This window comes from Lentzea albida, from assembly GCF_900111005.1.
Classification (GTDB): domain Bacteria; phylum Actinomycetota; class Actinomycetes; order Mycobacteriales; family Pseudonocardiaceae; genus Lentzea; species Lentzea albida.
The window spans coordinates 85,447-108,720 of the sequence record NZ_FOFV01000016.1 but is presented as its reverse complement, the minus strand read 5'-3'; the positions used below and the strand labels follow the sequence as shown (position 1 = coordinate 108,720).

The window sequence follows — 23,274 nt, the reverse complement described above, 5'->3', positions numbered from 1 at the left end:
AGTAGCCTGATCACATGTCTGAACGGGTGAGCTGGGTTCCGGAAGGCGTCGACACGGGCAGGCCGAGTGCCGCGCGACTCTACGACTACCTGCTCGGGGGAGGGCACAACTTCGCCGCTGACCGGGCGCTCGCGGAGAAGTTCCTGCAGGCCCAGCCGAACGCCCGCGCGATCGCACGGCTGAACAGGTCGTTCCTGCGCAGGGCCGTGCTGTTCATGATCGAGCACGGCATCCGCCAGTTCCTCGACCTCGGGTCCGGCATCCCGACGGTCGGCAACGTGCACGAGATCGCGCAGAAGGCCGACCCGGAGGCCCGTGTCGTCTACGTGGACTTCGAGGAGGTCGCGGTCGCGCACAGCCAGCTCATCCTGGAGCAGGACCCGCGCGCGACGATCATCCAGGAGGACATGACGAAGCCCGACGAGGTGCTGGCGGCGGCCCGCTACAGCGGTCTGGTCGACTTCGCGGAACCGGTCGGCGTGCTGACGGCCGGCGTCTTCCACTTCGTGCCGCCGCAAGCCGACCCGAACGCGATCGTGGCGGCCTACCGCGACGCCGTGCCCGTGGGCAGCTACCTCGCGGTCTCGCAGTTCACCCAGGACCTGCAGCCCGAGGAGATGGCCGGGATCGTCGAGGTCATGAAGAAGAGCCAGAACCCGATGTACCCGCGCACGAAGGCCGAGATCGAGGCGCTCTTCGACGGGTTCGCACTGGAGGAGCCCGGCATCGTGCCGACGCCGTTGTGGCGACCCGAGAGCACGAACACGGATGATCCGGACAAGGCGGGCATCTACGCGGCGGTCGGCCGCAAGGTGTAGCCGCCTGTCGTTGTTGGCCGTGCGGCGCGAAATCCGTACGCTCTGTGAACAGGATGGAACTTCCGGAGCTCGCCGCCCGCTGGATGCACGCGCTGACGTCTACCGCGTACATCCCGCTTTCCCACGCCGAAATCGAGCAGTCGCTGCTCGATTTTCTGCGTGATCTGCGGGAGTCACCCGAATCGGTCGCCTATCGATTGGTGTCACTGCACGCGACCGGACCGGACTCGCTGCGCGCCACGATCGAGGTCCTTTCTCCCACCTTCGAACTACCCCTGCTGGCGAGGTTGAGCTCCGCGTACGCACAGGCCATGCGGACGGACGCCTTCGACCAGCAGGAGCAGATCAAGGTCGCGATCGTGCGGGCCAAACAGCGGGTCGAGCGCACGCTGAAGGTCAGCCAGGCGCGGTTCCAGGAGGTGTTCGACTCCGCCGCGCTCGGCATCGCGATCACCGACCTGGACGGCCGGTGCGTCGAGGCCAACGACAAGCTCGCCGAGATCGTGGGCCTGGAGTCCGGGGCCGACCTGACCGACCGCGACCTGCGCGACTTCTACCACCCCGAGGACCTGGTCGCCCTGGGCGCCTCGTACCGCAGGGTGAGCGAGGGGCAGGCCGACAGGTTCCGCGACCAGCGCAAGCTCATCCGCGCGGACGGAGAGCCGGTGTGGGTGCAGCTCGTCGTCTCGGTGCTGCGCGACGCGGACGGCCGGCCGACGCACCACGTGACGATGGTCGACGACATCAGCGAGCTGCACCTGTTGCAGCGCAGCCTCGACCACCAGCTGCTGCACGACTCGCTCACCGGCCTGTCGAACCGGCAGCACTTCCTCTCCCAGGTCGAACGGCAGCTCGACGGCACCCCGATCACCCTGTACCACCTGGGCCTCGACGCGTTCTCGGTCGTCAACAACGGCCTGGGCCACGACACCGGCGACAAGCTCCTCAAGATCGTCGCCGGCCGACTGGGCAGGCTCGCCGCCGAGAGGAACGCCGTGGTGGCGCGGATCGGCGGCGACGAGTTCGCGCTGATCACGGTGGGGGACGACGTCACCTCGACCGTCGAGGAGATCCAGGAGGTCCTGGCGGAACCGACCTTCGTGGACGACCACGGCATCGCGCTGTCGGCCAGCATCGGCGTGGTGGACCGGCCTCCGGCGTTCGCGACCGCCGCCGAGCTGATGCGCTGCGCCAACGCCGCACTGCGCCAGGCGAAGGCGCGCGGCAAGCGGCAGTGGGCGTTGCACGACCCGCACGACGACGCCCGCCGCCGCGGCCGGTACGCGCTGGCCGCCTCGATGCCCGGCGCGTGGGAGCACGGCGAGATCGAGATCGTCTACGCCCCGGTGCACGACCTGGAGACCCGCGAGGTGCTCGGTGCCGTCGCCCGCCTGCACTGGGACGACCTGAGCCACAACGACACGATGGCGCTCGCCGACTCGACGGGCCTGTCGCTGCCGATCGGCCGGTGGCTGCTGCGCGAGGCGTGCGCCCAAGCGGCGAGGTGGGTGGAGGAGTTCGGTGACGGGGCGCCCACGCTGCACATCGCGCTGGGCGCCCTGCAGTCCCGCGACGAGGACCTGGTCGCCGACGTCAAGCGGGCACTCGACGAGACGGGCCTGCCGCCCGAGAGGCTGCGGATCGCCCTCGACATCTCGTCGGTGCTCGCCGGTGACGACAACGCGTTGGTGCTGCACGACAACGGCATCGTCACGGCGTTGGACGGCTTCCGCGGCGGCCACGACGAACTGGCCGTGCTGGCCGAGCTGCCGGTCCGCTCGGTGATCACCCGCGCCCCCGCGCCCGACCCGGACTCCCCGCTGTACCAGGCGATGCGCGCCCTGATCACGACGGTGCACGGATTCGGCGTGCGGTTCGCCGTCGACGAGGTGCACACGCTCACCGACGCCGCCCACTGGAGACGGGCCGGCGCCGACGGCGGGATCGGCCTGCTGCCCGCGCTCACCGCAGCCGAGGTCACCGACCTGCTCACTACAGCTGCTTCACTGCCGCCAGCAGCTTCGTGAGCGAGTCCTTCGCGTCGCCGAACAACAGCGTCGTCTTCGGGTTGTAGAGCAGCTCGTTGTCCACGCCCGCGAACCCCGGCCGCATCGAGCGCTTCATGAACACCACGGACTTCGCGCGGTCCACGTCGAAGATCGGCATGCCGTAGATCGGGCTGGACGGCTCGTCGCGCGCACCGGGGTTCACCACGTCGTTCGCGCCGACCACCACGGCCACGTCGACCGACGTGATGCCGGGGTTGACGTCGTCGAGCTCCTTGAGCTGCTCGTACGGCACGTCCGCCTCGGCCAGCAGCACGTTCATGTGCCCCGGCATCCGCCCGGCGACCGGGTGGATCCCGTACGACACCGCCACTCCACGCTTCTCCAGCGTCGACACGAGCTCCCGCACCGCGTGCTGCGCCTGCGCGACGGCGAGCCCGTAGCCGGGCACGACGACCACGTTGTTCGCGTACCCCAGCAGGATCGCGACGTCCTCGACCGTGCCGGACTTGACCGTCCGCTGCTCTTCCCCTTGCACGGCGGCGGTCGTCGCCTTGAACGCGCCGAAGAGGATGTTCGCGAGCGACCGCCCCATCGCCTGCGCCATCAGCCGCGTCAGGATCGTGCCGGACGCGCCGACGAGCGTGCCCGCGACGATCAGCAGCGTGTTCGCCAGCACGTACCCGGACGCCGCGACCGCGAGCCCGGTGAACGCGTTGAGCAACGAGATCGCGATCGGCACGTCCGCACCACCGACCGGCAGCACGAACAGCACACCGAGCGCGAGCCCGACGACCGCCAGCAACCACAGCAGGAACCCGTTCGGCACGGCCATCGTCAAGGCGCACAGGGCCACCGACGACACAGCGGCCGCGATCGCCAGCTGCTGCCCGGCCGGCAGGAGCACCGGCCGCGTGGTCATCAGCTCCTGCAGCTTCAGGAACGTCACCACCGAGCCGGAGAAGCTGACCGAACCGATCAGCACCGTGAGCACGGTCGCGAGCCGGAACATCACGGTCGTGTCCGGCACCGCGAAGAACTCGGCCAGCGCGACGAGAGCGGCCGCCGCGCCACCGACCCCGTTGAACAGCGCCACCATCTGCGGGATGGCCGTCATCTTCACCGACCGCGCGGCCGGGATGCCCACGACCACACCGAGTGCGATGGCGACGAGGATCCACAGTCCGTTGTGGACGACGCCGTGGACGTAGGCGGTGACGACGGCGACCAGCATGCCGAACGCGCCGACGAGGTTGCCGTAGCGCGCGTACTTGGGCGAGCTCAGGCCTTTCAGCGCCAGGATGAAGCAGAGCGACGCGACGAGGTACATCAGCCCGACGGTGGTCATTTCCGGAACATCTCCAGCATCCGGTCCGTCACCACGAACCCGCCGACGACGTTCACCGTGGCAAGGAACACCGCCAGCAACCCGAGCACCAGCTCCAGCGTGCTCTCCGCGGACCCCGTGATCAGGATCGCGCCGACCAGGATCACGCCGTGGATGGCGTTCGCGCCGGACATCAAGGGCGTGTGCAGGATCGTGGACACCTTCGAGACCACCTCGAAGCCCACGAACACGGCCAGCACGAAGATCGTCAGCAGGTCGATCACGGCAACTCCTTGCGGATCCGGCCGTCGTGGGTGAGGCAGCAGCCGTCGAGCACCTCGTCGGTGAGGTCCGGCGCCACGGCCCCGTCCGCGATCATGAGCTTGAGCAGGTTGAGGACGTTGCGCGAGTACAGGCGGCTCGCGTGCACCGGCATGGACGACGGCAGGTTCAGCGCGCCGTGCACGAGCACGTCGCCGACCCAGGTCTCCTGTCCCGCAACGGATCCGGCGTAGTTGCCGCCGGACTCCGCGGCCAGGTCGACCAGCACGGAGCCCGGTGTCATGGCCTTGAGCATGTCGGTCGTGACGAGCACCGGCGCCCTGCGGCCGGGGATGGCGGCGGTGGTGATCACGACGTCGGACGCGGCCACGTGCTCGCCGATGAGTTCTCGCTGGCGTTCCAGGAACTCCTCGGACTGCACGGACGCGTAGACGCCGGACTGGGTCTCCAGGTCCAGTTCGAGGAACTTCGCGCCGAGGCTGCGGACCTCCTCCCCCGCCGCCTTGCGCACGTCGTAGGCCTCGACGACGGCGCCCAGCCGCCGAGCGGTCGCGATGGCCTGCAGGCCCGCGACCCCGGCGCCCAGCACGAGCACCTTCGCGGGCGGCACGGTGCCGGCGGCGGTGGTGAACATCGGCAGGAAGCGCGGTAGTCGTTCGGCGGCGACCAGGACGGCCCGGTACCCCGCCACCAGCGCCTGCGACGACAACGCGTCGGCGCTCTGGGCACGGGTGACGCGGGGCAGCAGGTCGAAGCTGAACGACGTCACCCCGCGGTCGCGGTAGACCTCCAGCAGCTCCCGTTCGGCCTGGGGCTGCAGGAAGCTGATCGTGACGGCGCCGGGCCGCAAGGTGGAGGCCTGGTCGACGGTCAACGGCTGGACGGACACGACGACGTCGGATTGCGACGTCGGGTCCTCGGGCGTCACGGTCGCCCCGGCCGCGCGGTAGGCGGCGTCGAGGGCGTGGGCGTGGCGCCCGGCGCCTTCCTGTACGTGCACGGTCAAACCAGCGTCGACCAGCGACGACACCGTTTCCGGTACGCAGGCGACTCGGCGCTCGGCGGGCCGCGACTCTGCGGGGGTTCCCACTTTCACCGTACGCACGTTACGCGATCAAAGGTGACCTGGGCCACATCACAATTGCCAGAGGACCGCACCGGCGAGAGTCAGGCACCCTGCCAGCCCCACCGCGGGCACGACGCGCTTACCGAGCGTCCACGCACTGGCGTTGGCGATCGCGTAGTAGAGCAACACGCAGAACGAGCTGAACACGATCGCGCGCGTCACGTCGACGGTGAGCACCAGTCCGATCGCGACCAGCCCGGTCGCGATCTCCGCCCACCGCAGGTCGGCCAGGAAGCCGGGCAGCCTGCGGTCGCGCGCCATCGCCAGCGTCGTCCGGCTCACCCCCAGCTGCAACGACAGCAACGAGCCCAACGCGGCCAGGCACGCGGCCACCCGGATCACCGGCGCGAGGGAAGGAGACACGTCGGCAAGGGTCGACACGGCCAGTGAGCTGCCCAACGCGTTCAAGGCGACAAGAGCGACGACCGAGTACACGACGAGGGTGATGCCCAACGAGATGACCACGGCACGGGGGATCGTGCGAGCGGGTTCGCGCACCTCCTCTCCGAGCGTCGCGATGCGCGCGTAGCCGGCGAACGCGAAGAACAGCAGCGCGGCGGCGGGAAGGATTCCTGCGGGCAGGAACTCCGCCGGCTGCACGGCTTCGCGGGCCGTCACGGACGTCAGCACGAGCACGAGCACCACGACGACGACGATGATCCGCGTGACCAGCGCGGACTTCTGGACACCGGTCAGGTTCAGGGCGGTCAGCGCCACGATCGCCGCCACCGCAACGGGTTTCGGTGCCCCGGCGTACACACCGACCGTCAACGCCATGGCGGCGCACGAGGCCGTCTTGCCGAGCACGAACGCGAACCCGGCCAGGTCGCCCCACAGGCGCCCGAGCCGTTCGCGGCCGTAGACGTACGTGCCACCGGACTGCGGGTAGCGGGCCGCGAGCCAGGCGCTCGACAGCGCGTTGCAGCAGGCGATCACGCCGGCGATCACCAAAGACACCAGCAACGCGGACCCGGCCGCCGCCGCGGCCGGGGCGAACACCGCGAACACGCCCGCGCCGATCATCGAACCGAGTCCGACGAACACGGCGTCGGTCAGCGTCAAACTCCGGGTCAGCTGCACCCGGTCAGTGTGCGACAGGGCACCCGGAGGGCTTCGAGGCGGGGAAGAAGTTCGGCAGCAGTTCATCCGTGTCGTAGTAGCGGTGGTAGACCGGCGTCAGCCCGCCCGACACGGGTGGCACGATCCACGACCAGTCCGCGGGGCACGAACGGCCTGCGGCCTCCTCCCTCTCCAGGTGCGTCAGGAACCGCTGCGACTCCGTGTGGTGGTCCGTGATCGTGACCCCGGCCTCCGCGAACGAGTGCAGGACGGCGCGGTTGAGCTCCACCAGGGCTCGATCGCGCCACAACGTCGCCTCCGACGACATGTCCAGGCCCATTCGCTTGGCGAGGTACGGCAGAAGGTCGTAGCGGTCCGAGTCGGCCAGGTTGCGGGCGCCGATCTCGGTGCCCATGTACCAGCCGTTGAACGGCGCCGACGGGTAGTCGATGCCGCCGATGCGCAGGCGCATGTTGCTGATCGCGGGCACGGCGTGCCACTTCACGCCGAGGGTGCCGAGCCAGGGGAAGTCGGGGTGCGACAGCGACACCTCCAGCACGTCGTCGGCGGCGATCTCGACGAGCGCGGGTTCGTGGCCCTTGCAGGTCACCATGAGCGGCAGGACGTCGAACGGGCCGCGCGTGGCGGGCGGCTTCCAGCCCCGCTTCAACGCGAGCTCCGTCAGCGCCAGGTTGCGCGCGTCGCCGAGCACTCCGCCGTCGGTGCCGCGGTAGGCGGCGTAGCGGATGATCTGCTCGTTGTCGATCTGCGGCGCGTGCGTGCCGGGCTCAGCGGGGGCGAAGACCGTGATGACGGGCCGGATCTTGCCCTTGTTCGTGGCCACGCGGAGGTGTTCGACGCACTCCTTCGCGACGTCGGCGGGAGCGGACACCTCGCGCTGGTCGCGCACTTTCAAGCTCCGCCAGTACAGGCGGCCGATGCAGCGGGAGCTGTTGCGCCACGCCACGCGCGCGCCGAAGGTCAGTTCGGCGGTGGTGTGGCGGTAGGTGCCGGTCGCGGCGATCTCCGCGTGCACCTCGGCCAGCCTGGCCTCGACGGGGCCGAGGTCCGGGTGCTCGGTGTGGTGCTGTCGGACGAAGTCCTCAGCCTCGGCGATGTCGATCTCGCCGGTGTTCTCGACCTGCGCCGGGGGATGCGCGGAAAGGGAACGGGGCATCACATCAGTCGGGACGGGGGTCATGGCGAGGCACCGTAGTTGCGCTTTCGTGTAGGAGGAACCGCCTGTCGCGCTACGCCATCTGGATCACTGGACCGCGTCCGACACGCTCAGCAGTTACTTGATCCTACAACTGGGTGACAAAGGGCGCGACAAAGGGTGGTTCTTGACCGTTATCAGGCTGACATCAAACATTGACCAGTGATTCAGTTCACCACTGGATTCGACCCGTTCGAGTGAACTTGGGGCACCTCCCACGCCGAGAAGCGCGTCATCCCCTGGATCGCCAAGGAAGGCGGCACCGCCCGGAGGGCGAAGTTCCGCAGCGCCAAGGCGATCGGGGACCGCATCTCGATCCCGAGCCTGCCCGCCCTCTTCGAGCCCTTCCACACGGACTGCGTGCGCGGCCGCCGCAACGCGTCGTACCGCGCCAGATCACCGTTGCACAGAGCCAAAGTCACCGCGTCCTCCAACGCCATGCACGCCCCTTGCCCGAGATACGGCGTCATCGCGTGCGCCGCGTCGCCGAGCAACGCCACCCGGCCCTTCACGAACGTTGGCAGCAAAGGCAGTTCGTAGATGTCGTGCCGGATGACGTCCGCGGTCGTCCGCACCAGCTCCGGCAACGGGTCGTGCCAGTCCGCGAACAACGCGACCGGGTCCAGGTCCGCCCGAGCGGGCGCCACCTTCGCCACGTACCAGCAGACCCGGCCGTCGCCGAGAGGCAGGATCCCCGCCTCACCACCAGGTCCGAGCGTCTGCGAGATCGGCAGCTCGTACGGTCCCGGTGCCACCCCGCGCCACGCCGTGGCGCCCGCGTACACCGGCCCCGGCGCGTCCGGCAGCAGTTCCGCGCGCAGGCGGCTGTGGATGCCGTCGGCCGCCACGACGAGGTCGGCGTCCAGGTCGTCGGCACCGGTCACCTCGACGCCGGTGAACAGCACCTCGGGCGGCAACGCGCGCAACAGGACACCGTGCAGGTCGGCGCGGTGCATCGCGATCACCTTCTCCTGCCCCACGTCCGGCAGGTGCACGAGCCAGCGCCCGTCGTCGGCCCGCACGCCGCCCGACACGCGGGGCGTGCCCAGCCTGCGGATCTCGTCGTCGAGGCCCATCCACTCCAGCGCGCGCATCGCGTTCGGCATGACGCCCACACCGGCGCCGATCTCACCGAACGCGGCCGCCCGTTCGAGGACCTGGACCTCCCAGCCGACCCGCCGCAACGACACCGCCGCGGCCAGCCCGCCGATGCCGCCGCCCACCACGATCGCTTTCATCGCTTCCTCCTCTACACCTGTAGAGGAATCTACACCCGTAGACTACAGCTGTAGAGAGAGATTGGGACCACAGGTGCGCAGAGACGTCATCACCGACGCCGCGATCCAGCTCGTGGCCGAACAGGGCATGCGCGGGCTCACCCACCGCGCGGTCGACCGCCGCGCGGGGTTGCCGGAAGGCTCGACCAGCGCGTACTTCCGCACGCGCAAGGCGTTGGTCGAGGGGTTCGTCGAACGGCTCGCCGACCTGGAACGGCTCGACGTGGTGCCCGATCCGGACGACGTCGCCGGCAGCATCGCGAGGACCCTCGACAGCTGGCTCGTCGAGCGGAACAGGACGCTCGCCCGGTACGCGGCGATGCTGGAGGCCACCCACCACCCGGAGCTGAAGTCGATCATGGCCCACTCGCCGCGCGAGCAGGCCACCGCGCTCGCGAAGATGCTGGGCCACACCGATCCCGAACGCGCGGGCGCGCACTTCACGGCGTTCCTGGAGGGCCTGCTCTTCTACCGGCTCGTCGGCGCCGGCAGCACGGTCGGGCCGGAGCCGGGCACCCCGGAGAGCGTGCGGGACCTGAAGGACGCCGTCGAAAAGGCGTTGCGACCGTAGGTACCGTGGGTTTCATGGGATTCGGGTACGGGGTCTTCTACCTCTGATCAAGGACGTGTGCCCCAGCGCAACACGTCCTGATTTCGCGTACCCGAAAGAAGATCCCCGTGCGTTCGCATGTTCATTTGACGACCCAAGACCTCACCAAGGGCTATGAGGCCGGGCCCGTCGTCGACGGCATCTCGCTGAAGGTCTCCGCCGGTCAGCGCCTCGGCGTCATCGGTGAGAACGGCCGCGGCAAGACCACCCTCCTCCGCCTGCTCGCCGACGACCTGGTCCCGGACCAGGGAACCGTGACGCGGCACGGTTCGTTGAGCCTCGTGCAACAGGAAATGCCGTTCCACGAGGGCGAAACGGTGGGGGACCTGCTGTCCGAGGCGTTGCGCGAGAGCCGCGAAGCACTGTCCGAACTGGACGGTGCGGCGGAGCCGTTCGACGGCGAGCGCTACGAGAAGGCCCTGGCCCACGCCGAGGACATGGAGGCGTGGGACGCCGAACGGCGCGCGGACATCGCGCTCAAGGCCCTCGACGCGGACCACCCCCGGCAGGTGCGGCTGTCCGAGCTCAGCGTGGGCCAGCGCTACCGCGTCCGGCTGGCCTGCCTGCTCGCCGAACGCGCCGACGTCCTGCTGCTGGACGAACCCACCAACCACCTCGACGCGGACGCGTTGGCGTTCCTGACCGAACGCCTCAAGCACCACCACGGCGTCGTCGTCCTCGTGAGCCACGACCGCACGTTGCTCGACGACGTCTGCACGCAGTTGCTCGACCTCGACCCGTCCCCGGACGGCGAGGTGCACCTGCACGGCGGTGGCTACCGGGCGTTCAAGGAGGCCAAGCGCGCCGAACGGCAGCGATGGGAGCAGCGGTTCGCCCAGGAGGAGGCCGAGCACGGCGAACTGGCCGAGAAGGTCGAACGGGCCCGGTCCCGGCTCCAGGACGGCTGGCGGCCGCCGAAGGGCGCGTTCAAGCACAAGCGCGGCACCCGCGCGGCGAACAAGATGCGCACCGTCGCCCGCAGGCTCGACGAGCTCGACGACCAGCGCGTCGACGCTCCCCCGCCGCCGTTGCGCTTCACCCCGCCGGAACTGGAGGCGAGCGGCGACCTGCTGCACGCCACCCCGCTCGCGGTGCCGGGAAGGCTGAGCCTCGCCGAGCCCATCTCGTTGAGCGCGGGCGAGAAGCTCGTGGTCGTCGGCCCGAACGGGGCCGGCAAGTCGACGCTGCTGAACGTGCTGGCGGGCCGCATCACCCCGGCGCACGGCACGGTGCACCACGCCGGCCGCGTCGCGCTGCTGGCCCAGGAGTCGGTGTTCGAGGACGAGGACGCCACGGCGAGGCGGCTGTGTCCGCGAGTCGCGGAACTCGGCCTGCTCACGGGACAGGACCTGGACCGGCCGGTCGGGCGCCTGTCCACCGGCCAGCGCAGGCGACTCGAACTGGCGGTGCTGCTGAGCGGCTCCCCGCACGTCCTGCTGCTCGACGAACCGACCAACCACCTGTCGATCGCCCTCGTCGACGAGCTGACCGAGGCCCTGCACCGGACGCGCGCGGCCGTGGCCGTCGCGACCCACGACAGGCAGATGCGGACAGATTTCCGGTCGTGGCGGACCGTGACCCTCAATTCACCTTCACGAAGTAATGAAAGTTCTGTAGCTTCGGAACAAGGTCCTCTGCCGAGCACTGGGAGGTGTGCGAGATGACCGAAGTGATCTCCGAGAAGCTGCCCACCACGCGCCAGACCCCGTTCGACCCGCCGCCCGAGCTCGCCCGGATCCGCGACCAGGCCGCGATCAGCAGGCTGAAGTTCGCCGACGGGCACCTCGGCTGGCTCGTCACCGGCCACCACCAGGTGCGCGAGGTGCTGGGAAGTCCCAAGTTCACGAACGACCCCGCGGAACACCACCTGCTGGAGGTCCGGTTCCAGGGAGAGGTGCCGAAGGAGAGGCGCAGGATCAAGCCCGGCATGTTCCTGAACCAGGACCCGCCGGACCACACCCGGCTGCGCAGGATGTTGCAGGGCCAGTTCACGGTCCGGCGGATGAACCAGCTGTCCGAGTGGATCGGCACGATCGTCGACGACCAACTGGAACACCTCAGGTCGTTCGGCGGTCGCGCCGACCTGGTGCAGGAGTTCGCGCTCCCGGTACCGTCACTGGTGATCTGCGCGTTGCTCGGCGTCGACTACGACGAGCGGCACAGGTTCCAGGAGGACACGGCGAAGCTGCTGAGCCTCAACTCGACGTTCGAAGAGGCCATGGCCGCCATGGAACGCATCGAGGCGTTCATGCGCGAGCTGATCGCCCGCAAGAAGGCGGACCCGGGCGACGACATGATCAGCGACCTGCTCGCCACCGGGGAACCGACGGACGAGGAGGCGTCGAACATGGCGATGCTCCTCCTGCTCGCGGGGCACGAGACCACGGCGAACATGCTGGGCCTCGGCACGTTCACGCTCCTGCGGCACCCGGACCAGCTCAAGATCCTGCGCGACGAGCCGGATGTCGTCGACAACGCCGTCGAGGAGCTGATGCGGTACCTGTCGATCATCCACTTCGGACCGGTCCGCACCGCGACCGAGGACGTGGAGATCGACGGCCACCTCATCAAGGCCGGTGACACGGTGGTCATGCACGTGCCCGCGGCCAACCGCGACCCGGAGAAGTTCCCCGGCAACCCCGAGGAGCTCGACCTGCGCCGCCCGGCGACCGGCCACGTCGCGTTCGGCCACGGCATCCACCAGTGCCTGGGCCAGCAGCTGGCGCGCATCGAGATGCGGATCGCGTTCGCCAAGCTGTTCCAGGCGTTCCCGGACCTCCGCCTCGACACGGCCCCCGAGGACGTGCCGCTGCGCACCGACATGGGCATCTACGGGGTCCACGCGCTGCCAGTAGCGTGGTCGTCATGAAGATCTCGGTCGACCAGGCGAAGTGCTGCGGTTCGGGGATGTGCGTGCTGACCGATCCGGACCTCTTCGACCAGAACGACGAGGACGGCACGGTGGTGCTCCTCGAGGAACACCCGGACGCCGCCCACGAGGCGTCCGCGAAGGAGGCCGCCGGGTTGTGCCCGGCGGGCGCGATCACGATCAGCTAGTCGCGTTGAAGAGCTGCCAGGCGACACCAGTGCCCCGTCGCCTGGCACCAACGCGCGTCTACGACGTGGCCATCCGCAGCTCGTCCACCTCGGCCTGGAACCCCGCCGCCGTCAGCGTCTCCTCCGCCAGCCGCCAGTGCTCCCGGGCCTCCTCGCCCCGCCCGACCCGTTCCAGGGCGTTGCCCAGCACCCGCAACGACCGCCCGACCTCCGGCGGCGACCCCATCTCCCTGGCCTGGTCCATCGCCAGCGCCGCGAGCCTCAACGCCTCGTCGGCGGACGCGGCCATGCCGGACCGGAGCCGCCAGACCCAGATGCGGCCCTGCCGGTCGTCGTGCTCCTCGAAGAACTCCCAGGCCTGCCGCAGCTGCTCCTCGGCGAGCGACTCCTGCCCGGAGCGCAGCAACGTGTCCGCGAGGAACAGCCGGATGTTCGCCGCCAGGTCCGGGTCGCCGAACTTCTGCGCGGCCGCGAGCGACGACCGCAGGAACGCGGCGGACTCCGCCAGCTCCCCGGTGAACTGGTGCAACCGCCCCAGTTCCAGGTTCGCCATCAGCTCGCTCTGCAGGTCCCCGAGCGTTCCGGCGACCCTGCGGGCGCGCTCCAGGTACTCCTGACCGGCGACCAGCCCGCCGGCCCGCCGCTCGATGGCGCCGAGGGAGCACAGCACCTCGATCTCGCCGTGCGGGTTCCCGGACGCCACGAACCGGGTCATGGCCTCGCGATGGGCCTCACGGGCTTCGACGGACCGGCCGCTCCACTCGTGCATCCACCCCATGCCGTACCAGGCGTAGGCCTCGCCCCACACGTCGCCGGCCGCCGCGAACCCTTCTTGGGCGGCCTGGAAGTCGGCGGAGGCGGCGCAGTAGTCGTGCAGGCGGACCCGCAGGATCCCGCGCTGCTGGAACAGCATGGGGCGCCGGGCGGGCGGCGCGCACGACAGGCCCAGCGCGTTGATCTGCTCCCAGTCGTCGAACCGGGCGCGCAGGTCGCAGAACGCGGCCGACCGCACGGCCAGTTCGGCGGCCAGCTCGCCCAGCCCCAGCGCGGCGGCCTGCGTGATCACGGCGTGGACGTTCTGCCACTCGGCGTCGAACCACTCCGCCGCGTCCCCGAGGTCGAACCGTTCCAGCTCCAGGGGTTCCAGCCGGACGCCCTGGTGCGGCAGCTCGGCGTCGGCACGCGTCGCGAGGTCGAGCCACTGCTCGAACAGGCCGCGCAGCGCCACGGCCGGGTCCTCGGTGGCCGCCTCGCGGCCGAAGGCGCGCAACAGGTCGTGCAGCCGGTACCGCACCTGTCCCAGCGCGTCACGTCCCGCGTAGTCGACCAGCCGGGCGTCGACCAGCGCCTCGACGTGGTCCTCGGCGTCGTCGAGTCCGAGGCCCAGCAGCGGGGACGCCACCCAGGCAGGGAAGTCCGGCGTGTCCACCAGCGACAGCAGCCGGAACGCGGTCCGGTGCGACTCGTCCAGCCCGTCGTAGGACAACGCCAGCGAGGCGCGGACGTCGAGGTCGCCCACCGACAGCTCGTCGAACCGGCGGCGTTCGTCGGACAGCCGACCGGCGAGCTTCGCGAGCTGCCAGTGCGGGCGCGCGACCAGGCGGGCCGCCGCCACCCGCAACGCCAGCGGCAGCTTGCCGCAGTACGTCACGATCTCCTGTGCCGCGGCGGGTTCGGCGGCACACCGCGCCTCGCCGACGGCGGCCTTCAGCAACGCCAGCGCGTCCACCGGGGGCAGCACGTCCAGCGGCACGACGTGAGCGGCCTCGAGCCCGGCCAGAGCCGCCCGCGACGTCACCAGCGCCGCGCCGGAGGTGGTCCCGGGCAGCAACGGACGCACCTGCGCCTCGTTCACCGCGTTGTCCAGCACGACGAGGATCCGCCGGTCCGACAACAGGTCGCGGTACAGGTCGACCCGGTCCTCCACAGTGGACGGGATCGCACCACCCGAGACGCCCAGGCCGCGCAACAACCGGTCCAGTGCAGCGGCGGGTTCGACGGGTTTCTGCTCACCACCGCGCAGGTTCAGGTACAGCTGACCGTCCGGGAACGCGTCCCGGACGGCGTGGGCGCAGTGCACGGCCAGCGAGGTCTTGCCGACGCCACCGGGACCGGTGATCGTCCACGTGCCGCCGGCGCGCAGCCCCGCGGTCAGGCGCGCGACCTCGTCGGCCCGGCCGGAGAAGTCGCCGACCGCGGGCGGCAGCCACGACGGTCCCGACTGGACGGCGGGCACCGGTGCGGAGGATCCCGCCAGCACCTCCATGTGCAGCGCGCGCAGCTCGGCGTTCGGATCGATGCCGAGCTCGTCGGCGAGCACGTCGCTCGCGCGCCGGAACACGTCCAGGGCCTGCGCCTGCTGGCCCGTGCGGTGCAGCGCGAGCATCAGCTGGTACCAGAAGCGTTCGCGCAGCGGGTGTTCCGCGACCAGCGACCGCAGTTCGTCGACGACCTGGTCGTACCGGCCCAGCTGCAGCTCGGCGTCGTTGCGGCGTTCCAGGACCTCCCAGCGCTGTTCGTTCAGGCGCTGCACGTCGGTCTGCTCCATCCGCAGCGACGAGACCTGGTCCAGCGCGGGACCGCGCCACAACGCCGCGGCCTCGCCCAGCAGGCGCGCCTCGGTCTCCAGGTCGGGCGCGCGACGGGCCTCGGCGCGCAACCGCTGGAACGTCAGCAGGTCGAGCTGGTCGTCCTCCAGGTGGATCGAGTAGCCCGTCGGCCACGTGCGGACGAGCTTGCGGTCGGCCAGGTCGTCCAGCGTCTGCCGCAAACGCATGATGTACGTCTGCAGGGTCGCGCGCGCCGACCCCGACGGTTCCTCGCCCCAGAGGTGCTCCATCAGCTCGTAGGACGACACCGGAGCGTTCGCCTTCATCAACAGCGCGGCGAGCAGGACCCGCTGCTTGGCCGAACGCAGCTCCACCGCCCGGCCCGCGTCGATGACCTGCAACGATCCGAGAACCCTGAACTCCCACCGCCGTTGCATGTGCCCGATCCTAACCAGCCGGTAACCAGACGTGTCAGCGATATGTCAGCGGCCGTCGTGATGCTCACAGCCCATGAAGAGGACAACGCTGATCGCCGCCGCCGCGTTGCTTCTGGGTCTCGTCACGTCCGGCCAGGCGCAGGCCGAGAGCGCACCCGGCTGTGGGCCGGTGACCCAGATCGGCAGCACCGCCCACGTCGGCGACAACGGCCAGAAGTGGGCGTCGGTCAAGCAGTTCAAGGGCTGCGGCAAGAACTGGGCGTACGTCTACACCTGGTCGAGCGTCCACAGCGCCGGTGCGCCGTACACGCCGGAACTGATCTCGATCGAGCAGTGGGCCTCCAAGGACGCGCGGGAACCGTACGGCCACCCCGGACTGAAGCAGGGCCGCTACCGCCAGCAGGAGCTCTGGTCGGGCGGCACCAACACCCTCGGCGACTGCACGTCCGCCTACGTCGAGTGGAACTCCGGGGCGCAGACCTACCGCGTGCGCACCGACATCCGCTGCTGACCTCCGAACCGGAGCGGCGCCCTGGCCCCCAGCTGGACGTCGCTCCTCCCCGGTCGGTGCCGCCGGGGCCCGAAGCCCAAACCTCTCCTCGGGCCCCGGTGACGCCTTCCAGGCCTCAGGCAGCGCCCTGCGACGCCGTCATGAACTTCCCCAGGCGTGCCGCCAGCTCGTCGGCGGCCGCGTTGCCCCGCAACCGTTCCGCCTCCTGCTTCAGCGGCCGCATGCGGTCGCGGGTGCGCGCCGAGCGGATGGGTCCGGACAGCTCGATGGCCTGCCGCCCGACCTCGCCCGCCTGCTCGGCCTCGTTCTGCACCAGGTAGTTCACCGCCAGCGCGGCCAGCCGGAACGACTGGCTGCGCGACGCGTCCTCCCCGCCGGAGGAGATCGCCCTGGTGAGCAGCGGGATCGCCGACCGCGCGTACTTCACGTCGCAGGTGCGCGCGAGCTCGGTGTGCACCATGCCGCCGATCGACACCAGGTCCGCGAAGTCGAAGAACCGCGCCCACGGCGGCGCGTCCTCGGCCGCGGAGCGTTCGAACTCGTCCTGGGCGCGCGCGAACTGGCGCAGCGCCTGCCTTTCCGCGCCCATCTTCGCGAACGCCCACGCCTCGTTTGCGTGCAGGATCGACACGGCCAGCGTCGACCCGCTGGCCTGCGCGATGGGCAGTCCACGCTGGAACGACGCCAACGCGTCCTCGGCCAGTTCGTAGTGCAGGTGCACCCGGCCCATGCGGTAGTGGATGTTCGCTTCCAACGCGCTGTTGCCCGACGCGCGCGCGAGGCCCATCGCACGGCCGAAGTGCAGGTGTGCCGACTCCAGCAGTCCCATGTCGAACGACGCCCAGCCGGCCAGGTTGTGCAGGTCCGCGATCGCGACCTGGAGCCGCCGCACCACCTGCCCGGGCGGCCCGGTGTCGAGCAACGGGTTCGCCCACCTCAGCAACGCCACGCAGGCGTCCCGGCACGAACCGCCGCCGTATTCGTGGTCCAATGCCCGGAGGGCGCTCGTGAGGGTTTCGACATGCCGCACGTCGGTCTTGTCCACGCGAGCGGGAAATGCGTCTGCGTTGAACATAGGTAGACCCTCCTGACGTGCTCAGCGCACCCGCACAAGGGGGGTACCCGTGGCACACAGCCGGTACTCACCGCGCCGCCACCATCCCGCTGTCGGACCTGGTCGGGAAGGGTCTTTCGACTCTCCCCGCGCACAGCGGCGCGGCCACCACAACGCCGTGGTGGCCGCGCCTACGATTACGGACGGCCGTGGTGAACCGAAAGCGGCCATCGAGGTGTCGGGAAATCCGCACTGAATCAATTCCCCGTGACGACCGCTCACCGAAACGGCCGATCAAGTCACTCGTCCAGGGTCACCACCTGGGCGGGGCACCTGTCCACCGCGTCACGAACGCCCGGCAGCAACTCCGCCGGCGGTTCGGCGATGAGCACGAGGCCGATCCCGTCGTCGTCGGACTGGTCGAACACGTCCGGTGCGGCGAGCACGCACTGGCCCGATCCGATGCACCTCTCCTGGTCTATGCGGACCGTCACGTCACCACACCACCGGGATCTCGGCGGCACCGTAGGTGATCATGTCGTTGCGGTACCTCATCTCCGTGACGGGCACCGCCGGGCGCAGGTTCGGGAACCGTTCGAAGAGCGTCCGCAGGCCGATCTGCAGCTCGGCGCGGGCCAGGTTGGCGCCGAGGCACTGGTGCGGCCCGAACCCGAAACCGAGGTGCGACACGGCGTCGCGTTCCAGGTCGAGCTCGTCGGCACGCGGGCAGAGCGCCTCGTCGAGGTTCGCCATGAGCGACACGCTCACCCACTCCCCCGCCCTGATCAGCACGCCGTCGACCTCGACGTCCTCGGTGGCCCTGCGGGTGAGGCCGGGGCCGCCGAGGTGGCCGACGGTGTAGCGCAGGAGCTCCTCGACCACGACGTCCGCGCGGCCAGGATCGCGCCGCAGGACCTCCAGCTGGTCGGGCTGCTCGAACAGGTGCAGCGTGAAGAGGCCGAGGAAGTTGGACGTGGTCTCGTGCCCGGCCGCGAGCAGGCCGATGCAGAGGAAGATCAGCTCGTCCATGCTGAAGTCGGTGTCGTTGGCCATCAGGCCGATCATGTCGTCGTTGGTGCCGGCGGCCTTCTTCGCGGCGACGATCGGCGCGAGCACCTCGGCGAGCTTCGTGGCGTGCGCGAGGTACTCGTCCTTCGAGCCGTTCTTGCCGAACAGGTCACCGGCCGTGGCCTGGAACAGCTCCTGGTGCTCCGGCGGCACACCGAGCAGTTCGGCGATCACCAGCGACGGCAGCGGCAGGCACAGCGAGGCCACCAGGTCGGCCGGGGCGCCCTTGGCCTCCATCACGTCGAGGTGCTCGTCGACGATCTGCTGGATCCGCGGCCGCAGCTCGTTCATGCGCTTGACCATGAAGCCCCGCGAGAGAGGACGGCGCAAACGCATGTGCTCGGGGCCGTCGATCCCGTTGATGTTGCCCGGCTGGTCGGGGTCGAGCACGGCCTCCCCGGCGTCCGTGCGCATCTCGGGCTGACCGCCCTTGCGGGTGCTGAACCGCGGGTCGGACAGCACCTGCCGGACGCCGGCGTAGCTCGACACCATCCACGCCTCGACACCGTTGGGCCAGAGCATCCTCACCGGCCCGTCGCTGACGGCCTCCTGGAAGCCGACCGGCGGCCGGAGCGGGTGGTCGCGGTCCTGGTGGACGGGGCAGACAGCAGCTTCAGTCACGGGAATCCCCTCAATAGAACAAATCTGTTCTTTTGAAACCATGACCGAACGTAGCGGAACAACTACGCCTTGACGAGTTATTTGGCCCGAAAGGTGCCGATGAGCGGTCTCAACAGGCCGTCGACGATGGCGTCGACCACGCCCCGTTCCTCGGACCGCAGCACGAACGTCGAGATCAGCGCGGTGATGAGCACCTCGGCGTCGAGGCTCGCCGGCAGTTCGCCACGTGCCTTCGCCCGGTCCGCCGCGACCCGCAGGTGCTCCGTGTAGGCGCGGTCGACGTGCTCCTCCCGCAGGCACGCGAGGTCGGCGTCCTGGCGACTGCCCTCGAGCAGACCGAGGAAGATCCCGGCGGTGTCGAACGGCTGCGGCTCGCCCCACGCCCGCATGATCTGGCGGACGTCCTCGGCGAACGTGCCCTCGTCCGGCTGGGCCAGCCGGGGCATGTTCGCCTTCAGCGCGTCGGTGATCAGCCGCGCCTTGGACGGCCAGCGCTGGTAGAGGCTCGCCTTGCTCGCACGGGCCCTGCTCGCGACGAGGTCCATGTTGAACCGCGCGTAGCCGACCTCGGCGAGCACCTCGAGGACAGCGGCGAAGACCTCCTGCTGACGCGCCGGCGCGTCCAGGGGCGTGCGACCCACCCTCGCCTCCCGTTGATCAGGTGACGGGCACAGTACCGCCGGGCGCGTCCAGCAGCCGACCCGTCCGCCGCACCGACATCCAGCGCAGCTGCGTGCCGTGCAGCGCCGTGATCAACGACTGGATGACCACGACGTACATCAGCTGCCGGTACACGACCTGCTGCAGCGGATAGGCCCACAACGGCCTGAGCGACTCGCCGTCGAGCCGCAGCGCGTACCCGGCACTCGCCGTCTGGATCAGCAGGAACACCGTCCACACGACCAGCGCGAGGGGCGCGTCCGCGACGAGGAACCCGTACAGCACGAAAAGGTCCATCACCGGTGCGAGCAACGGCAGCAGCAGGTGGAACGCCAGCAGGTAGAGGATCCCGAACCGGCCCATGGGCCCCTTCTCCACCAACGCGCGGCGGTGCTTCCACATCGCCTGGAAGGTGCCGTAGGACCAGCGGTAGCGCTGCCGGAACAGGCCGTGCACAGTGACCGGCGCCTCGGTCCACGCCTTGGCCTCCGGGCGGTAGGCGACCCGCCAGCCCGCGCGCGTGACGGCCATCGTGAGGTCCGTGTCCTCGGCGAGCGTGTCGTCGCTGACGCCGCCGACGTCGTCGAGTGCCTCCCGGCGGAACGCCCCGACCGCGCCCGGCACCGTCGGGATGCAGCGCAGTGCGTGCAGGATCTGCCGGTCGAGGTTGGAGCCCGCGCAGTACTCCAGGTGCTGCCAGCGCCCGAGCAGGCCCTGCCGGTTGCCGACCTTGGCGTTGCCGGAGACCGCACCGACGTCGTCGTCCGCGAACGGCTGCACGAGCTGGCCGACCGTGTCCGGTTCGAAGATCGTGTCGCCGTCCACCAGCACCAGCAGGTCGTGGCGCGCCTCGCGGACACCCGCGTTCAGCGCCGCCGGCTTGCCCTGGTTGGTCTGCCTGATCACGGTGACGCCGGGCAGGTCCAGCTCCTCGGCGACGTCCGCGGTGCCGTCGGTCGAGCCGTCGTCGACGACGACCACCTCGACGTCGGCGAGGTGGTTGTTCGCGGCGATGGACCGGACGGTGGCGGCGATGTTCAGCGCCTCGTTGTACGCCGGGACGACCACCGAGACCGGCGGGGCGAACCACGGTGGCGGTTCCTCCTCGCTCTCGCGCCGCAACCGCCGGTCGGTGTGCGCGAGGCCGAGCTGCATGAACGTGCGCAGCAGGCCGAGCAGGGCGGCGACACCGATGGCCGTGCCGAACAGCGCGAGCACGAGTCCGCCGTTGCGCTGCGACCACGTGGTGACGGCGCCGGTGAACCGTTCGCGGTCCGACGCGGCGACCGGTTCCTCATCACTGACCAGGACGAACCGGTAGCCGGGCACCTTGACGAGCTCGCGGACGATGTCGCCGCCGATGCTGCCGTCGTCGTGCAGCCGGACGACGCCTCTCTTCTCCGTCAACGACATCCGCACCAGCGTGCCCATGTCCTGGTGCTCGCGGTCGCCGCTGTCGACCTCCTGCGGCGCACCGACCAGTCGCGTGTGGACGCCCAGCGCGTCAGCGAGCGCGGCCTGGGCGAGGGCGACGTTCAGCGGGTCGGCGAAGTCGCCCTCGGCGCGGAACCCGTCGAGGCCGATCCGGTGCCCCTCGGCGACGATCCGGCGCGCCACGTCCGGGTGGCGGGTGACCTGGGCGCCCGTGACGTAGAAGGTCGCCCTGATCCCCGCGGTGTGCAACCGTTCCAGCGTGCGCGGGGTCCACTTCGGGTCCGGGCCGCCGTGGAACGCGAGCGCGAGCGTGCCCTCGGGCAGCTCGACGCGGTGGCCGGTGTGCCGCACGGGTTCGGGCCTGACCGCCGCGTAGGCGTGGAACGACACCACGCACATCAGCACGAGCAACCCGAGCAGGATGGAGATCCAGTGCAACCGGGGTGTGCGCTTCACCACGCTCCCAGCAGCGTGCCGCCGACCGCGGCGACGAACACGAGCAGTCCACAAGCGACGGTCCAGCTGACCAGCCTGGCCGCTACCCGCCTAGCGCCGGTTCTGTCGACGAAGACCTGCATTTCCTTCTTCCCCCAATGAAAACGCGGACGAGCGCGACCACCAGTGCCGCACCGACCGCCGCCGCCATCCACGGGAACCCGTGCACGAGCCACGGAACCGCGTCAGCGCCGAACTCCTTGAAGCTCCCCCACGGACCGAGCCTCTTCGACTGCCGTTCCCAGGCCGCGTCACCCACCGCGACCACGACGAAAACGAGAGGTGGCGCCGGCGCCACCGTCCACAACCCCACCGGGCGCACGAGCGCGGAGGCGACCAGCGCGCCGCCCACGAGCCACACGCCGAACGCCCAGCCGAAGTCGTCGCCGCCCACCCAGACCCCCGTCTGCGCGAACACCGCCAGCATCGCGACCGCGGCGAGACTGGGCAGTTGAACCCCCATGGCGCACTAGGATAATTCAGGGGGTGTCCGATTCATGCAAGTACGTGGTGCCGGTCTCGTCCTGGTCCTGACGCGCACCGCGTGGGCGGCTCTGAGCGCGGTCGTGCTCGCCGCCTCGGCGGTCGTCTGGTCCACGGTGTCCACCGTCTCGACGGGCGTCGAGCGGTCGTACGCGATCACCGCCGACGCACCCCGCTCGGAGTCCGGCCGCAACATCCTCGTCATGGGCCTGACGACACGCCTCGACCTGCACGGCGAACCGCTGCCCGACGACGTGCTGCGCCGCATGCAGGCGGGCGAGAGCGACCGGGGCGGCTACAACGCCAACACGCTGATCCTGTTGCACATCCCGGCTTCCGGCCCGGCCGTGGCGATGTCCGTGCCCCGCGACAACCTCGTCCCGCTGTCCTCGGGCGGCGAGGGCAAGATCAAGGAGGCGTACGGCCGGGCCAAGATCGTCGAGGAGGACCGCCTGCGCGCGGCGGGCACGCACGACAAGCGCGAACTCGAACGCGCCGGCCGCGAGGCGGGCCGCAGGGCCCAGGTGCGCACCGTGTCGACGTTCCTGAACCAGCCGATCGACCACCTCGTGGAGATCTCCCTGATCGGCTTCTTCCACATCGCCGAGGGCCTCGGCGGCGTCGACGTCTGCCTGCGCCACCCGACGAAGGACCCGTTGTCCGGCGCGGACTTCCCGGCCGGCCCGCAGCACCTCGACGCGGCGCAGGCGCTGTCGTTCGTGCGGCAGCGGCACGGGCTGAAGGACGGCGACCTGGGCCGGACGCGGCGCCAGCAGGCGTTCCTCTCGGCCGTGACGAAGCGGCTGAGGGGTGCCGACGTCACAGCCGTGCAGGCGATGATCGACATGGCGAAGCAGGACGTGGTGCTGGACGCGGGGTTCGACCTGGTCGAGTTCGCGCGCGAACTGCCGGCGGAGGTGCGCTTCGACACGCTGCCGATCGAGGGCGGCGCGCACCTCGGCGGGCTCGACGTCAACAAGGTGGACCAGGAGAAGGTGCGGGCGAAGGTGACGGAGCTGGCGACCGCGCCGCCTCCCCCGCCGCCGGACGACGGCATCCCGTGCGTGGACTGAGGTGAGCGGACCGGGTGTGTGGACCGGGGTGCGTGAACCGGGTGAGGCGGTCCACGCCTGAACAACGCCCCTCACGCCCCCCAGCAACGCCACTGCCCGCCGCACCCACCG

21 protein-coding genes are annotated in these 23,274 nt (G+C 70.3%); 8 read left to right on the top strand and 13 right to left on the bottom strand.

Annotated features, from left to right (window positions below):
• Positions 1 to 14: 14 nt before the first annotated feature.
• Together BMY74_RS32790 and BMY74_RS32785 are read left to right on the top strand one after the other, a co-directional pair.
• The gene (locus tag BMY74_RS32790) at positions 15 to 818 is read left to right on the top strand and encodes an SAM-dependent methyltransferase (protein ID WP_089922383.1); all 804 of its coding nucleotides are present in this window, start codon (positions 15 to 17) and stop codon (positions 816 to 818) included.
• Positions 819 to 871: 53 nt separating this feature from the next.
• Positions 872 to 2,845: a putative bifunctional diguanylate cyclase/phosphodiesterase gene (locus BMY74_RS32785; protein ID WP_089922382.1), complete on the top strand. Its 1,974-nt coding sequence runs from the start codon at positions 872 to 874 to the stop codon at positions 2,843 to 2,845.
• Here BMY74_RS32785 and BMY74_RS32780 read toward each other — a convergent pair.
• The 6 genes from BMY74_RS32780 to BMY74_RS32755 form a co-directional block, all read right to left on the bottom strand.
• The gene (locus BMY74_RS32780) at positions 2,811 to 4,172 is read right to left on the bottom strand and encodes an NAD(P)(+) transhydrogenase (Re/Si-specific) subunit beta (RefSeq protein ID WP_089922381.1); all 1,362 of its coding nucleotides are present in this window, start codon (positions 4,170 to 4,172) and stop codon (positions 2,811 to 2,813) included. The two genes, BMY74_RS32785 and BMY74_RS32780, sit on opposite strands and share 35 nt — an antisense overlap.
• Positions 4,169 to 4,435 (bottom strand): NAD(P) transhydrogenase subunit alpha part 2, encoded by a 267-nt coding sequence (locus tag BMY74_RS32775; RefSeq protein WP_045309221.1) that lies wholly within the window; start codon positions 4,433 to 4,435, stop codon positions 4,169 to 4,171. The genes BMY74_RS32780 and BMY74_RS32775 overlap by 4 nt, the downstream gene beginning before the upstream one ends.
• A complete protein-coding gene (locus tag BMY74_RS32770) occupies positions 4,432 to 5,523 on the bottom strand; it encodes an NAD(P) transhydrogenase subunit alpha (RefSeq protein WP_342718304.1) in 1,092 nt (363 codons plus the stop codon). Before BMY74_RS32770 ends, BMY74_RS32775 begins: the two co-directional genes overlap by 4 nt.
• A gap of 45 nt (positions 5,524 to 5,568) precedes the next feature.
• Positions 5,569 to 6,633 (bottom strand): APC family permease, encoded by a 1,065-nt coding sequence (locus BMY74_RS32765; protein ID WP_281245017.1) that lies wholly within the window; start codon positions 6,631 to 6,633, stop codon positions 5,569 to 5,571.
• A gap of 10 nt (positions 6,634 to 6,643) precedes the next feature.
• Positions 6,644 to 7,819, bottom strand: a complete 1,176-nt coding sequence (locus BMY74_RS32760; protein WP_089922377.1) for a nitric oxide synthase oxygenase — start codon at positions 7,817 to 7,819, stop codon at positions 6,644 to 6,646.
• 182 nt (positions 7,820 to 8,001) lie between these two features.
• Complete coding sequence (locus tag BMY74_RS32755; protein ID WP_089922376.1) at positions 8,002 to 9,072, bottom strand: FAD-dependent monooxygenase; 1,071 nt, start codon at positions 9,070 to 9,072, stop codon at positions 8,002 to 8,004.
• A 73-nt stretch (positions 9,073 to 9,145) separates the two neighbouring features.
• Between BMY74_RS32755 and BMY74_RS32750 the strand changes: the two genes are divergently transcribed.
• The 4 genes from BMY74_RS32750 (at position 9,146) to BMY74_RS32735 (ending at position 12,778) form a co-directional block, all read left to right on the top strand.
• Positions 9,146 to 9,682, top strand: a complete 537-nt coding sequence (locus BMY74_RS32750) for a TetR/AcrR family transcriptional regulator (protein ID WP_245786486.1) — start codon at positions 9,146 to 9,148, stop codon at positions 9,680 to 9,682.
• 77 nt (positions 9,683 to 9,759) lie between these two features.
• Positions 9,760 to 11,385 carry an ABC-F family ATP-binding cassette domain-containing protein gene (locus tag BMY74_RS32745; protein ID WP_425434882.1) on the top strand — a complete coding sequence of 542 codons (1,626 nt, stop codon included), beginning with the start codon at positions 9,760 to 9,762 and terminating at the stop codon, positions 11,383 to 11,385.
• Entirely contained in the window at positions 11,382 to 12,590 is a 1,209-nt protein-coding gene (locus tag BMY74_RS32740) for a cytochrome P450 (protein WP_089922374.1), read from the top strand. Before BMY74_RS32745 ends, BMY74_RS32740 begins: the two co-directional genes overlap by 4 nt.
• The gene (locus BMY74_RS32735) at positions 12,587 to 12,778 is read left to right on the top strand and encodes a ferredoxin (RefSeq protein WP_089922523.1); all 192 of its coding nucleotides are present in this window, start codon (positions 12,587 to 12,589) and stop codon (positions 12,776 to 12,778) included. The genes BMY74_RS32740 and BMY74_RS32735 overlap by 4 nt, the downstream gene beginning before the upstream one ends.
• Before the next feature lie 58 nt (positions 12,779 to 12,836).
• On the opposite strand, the gene BMY74_RS32730 is transcribed toward BMY74_RS32735, so the two are convergent.
• On the bottom strand, positions 12,837 to 15,764 hold the full coding sequence (locus tag BMY74_RS32730) for an AfsR/SARP family transcriptional regulator (protein ID WP_089922373.1): 2,928 nt from the start codon (positions 15,762 to 15,764) through the stop codon (positions 12,837 to 12,839).
• Between the two features lie 73 nt (positions 15,765 to 15,837).
• On the opposite strand from BMY74_RS32730, the gene BMY74_RS32725 reads away from it, so the two are divergent.
• On the top strand, positions 15,838 to 16,275 hold the full coding sequence (locus tag BMY74_RS32725; protein ID WP_089922372.1) for a hypothetical protein: 438 nt from the start codon (positions 15,838 to 15,840) through the stop codon (positions 16,273 to 16,275).
• Positions 16,276 to 16,390: 115 nt separating this feature from the next.
• Here BMY74_RS32725 and BMY74_RS32720 read toward each other — a convergent pair whose 3' ends face one another.
• The 6 genes from BMY74_RS32720 to BMY74_RS32695 all read right to left on the bottom strand — a co-directional run bounded on the left by BMY74_RS32720 (position 16,391) and on the right by BMY74_RS32695 (position 22,070).
• Positions 16,391 to 17,350 (bottom strand): NsdA family TPR-like regulatory protein, encoded by a 960-nt coding sequence (locus tag BMY74_RS32720; protein ID WP_143091787.1) that lies wholly within the window; start codon positions 17,348 to 17,350, stop codon positions 16,391 to 16,393.
• Between the two features lie 278 nt (positions 17,351 to 17,628).
• On the bottom strand, positions 17,629 to 17,823 hold the full coding sequence (locus BMY74_RS32715) for a ferredoxin (protein ID WP_089922370.1): 195 nt from the start codon (positions 17,821 to 17,823) through the stop codon (positions 17,629 to 17,631).
• 1 nt (position 17,824) lies between these two features.
• The gene (locus BMY74_RS32710; RefSeq protein ID WP_089922369.1) at positions 17,825 to 19,018 is read right to left on the bottom strand and encodes a cytochrome P450; all 1,194 of its coding nucleotides are present in this window, start codon (positions 19,016 to 19,018) and stop codon (positions 17,825 to 17,827) included.
• 77 nt (positions 19,019 to 19,095) lie between these two features.
• Positions 19,096 to 19,659 (bottom strand): TetR/AcrR family transcriptional regulator, encoded by a 564-nt coding sequence (locus tag BMY74_RS32705; protein ID WP_089922368.1) that lies wholly within the window; start codon positions 19,657 to 19,659, stop codon positions 19,096 to 19,098.
• Positions 19,660 to 19,675: 16 nt separating this feature from the next.
• Positions 19,676 to 21,568 (bottom strand): bifunctional polysaccharide deacetylase/glycosyltransferase family 2 protein, encoded by a 1,893-nt coding sequence (locus BMY74_RS32700; RefSeq protein ID WP_218159818.1) that lies wholly within the window; start codon positions 21,566 to 21,568, stop codon positions 19,676 to 19,678.
• Positions 21,569 to 21,650: 82 nt separating this feature from the next.
• A complete protein-coding gene (locus BMY74_RS32695) occupies positions 21,651 to 22,070 on the bottom strand; it encodes a DUF6542 domain-containing protein (RefSeq protein ID WP_089922367.1) in 420 nt (139 codons plus the stop codon).
• A 34-nt stretch (positions 22,071 to 22,104) separates the two neighbouring features.
• Between BMY74_RS32695 and BMY74_RS32690 the strand changes: the two genes are divergently transcribed.
• Positions 22,105 to 23,163: an LCP family protein gene (locus BMY74_RS32690; protein WP_089922366.1), complete on the top strand. Its 1,059-nt coding sequence runs from the start codon at positions 22,105 to 22,107 to the stop codon at positions 23,161 to 23,163.
• The last annotated feature ends 111 nt before the right edge of the window (positions 23,164 to 23,274 follow it).

Excerpts from the sequence above, each read along its gene's own strand:
- BMY74_RS32790 (WP_089922383.1), top strand. The coding sequence starts at position 15 with ATGTCTGAACGGGTGAGCTGGGTTCCGGAAGGCGTCGACACGGGCAGG.
- BMY74_RS32785 (WP_089922382.1), top strand. The coding sequence starts at position 872 with ATGGAACTTCCGGAGCTCGCCGCCCGCTGGATGCACGCGCTGACGTCT.
- BMY74_RS32780 (WP_089922381.1), bottom strand. The coding sequence starts at position 4,172 with ATGACCACCGTCGGGCTGATGTACCTCGTCGCGTCGCTCTGCTTCATC.
- BMY74_RS32760 (WP_089922377.1), bottom strand. The coding sequence starts at position 7,819 with ATGACCCCCGTCCCGACTGATGTGATGCCCCGTTCCCTTTCCGCGCAT.
- BMY74_RS32755 (WP_089922376.1), bottom strand. The coding sequence starts at position 9,072 with ATGAAAGCGATCGTGGTGGGCGGCGGCATCGGCGGGCTGGCCGCGGCG.
- BMY74_RS32740 (WP_089922374.1), top strand. The coding sequence starts at position 11,382 with ATGACCGAAGTGATCTCCGAGAAGCTGCCCACCACGCGCCAGACCCCG.
- BMY74_RS32735 (WP_089922523.1), top strand. The coding sequence starts at position 12,587 with ATGAAGATCTCGGTCGACCAGGCGAAGTGCTGCGGTTCGGGGATGTGC.
- BMY74_RS32730 (WP_089922373.1), bottom strand. The coding sequence starts at position 15,764 with ATGCAACGGCGGTGGGAGTTCAGGGTTCTCGGATCGTTGCAGGTCATC.
- BMY74_RS32725 (WP_089922372.1), top strand. The coding sequence starts at position 15,838 with ATGAAGAGGACAACGCTGATCGCCGCCGCCGCGTTGCTTCTGGGTCTC.
- BMY74_RS32720 (WP_143091787.1), bottom strand. The coding sequence starts at position 17,350 with ATGTTCAACGCAGACGCATTTCCCGCTCGCGTGGACAAGACCGACGTG.
- BMY74_RS32695 (WP_089922367.1), bottom strand. The coding sequence starts at position 22,070 with ATGGGGGTTCAACTGCCCAGTCTCGCCGCGGTCGCGATGCTGGCGGTG.
- BMY74_RS32690 (WP_089922366.1), top strand. The coding sequence starts at position 22,105 with ATGCAAGTACGTGGTGCCGGTCTCGTCCTGGTCCTGACGCGCACCGCG.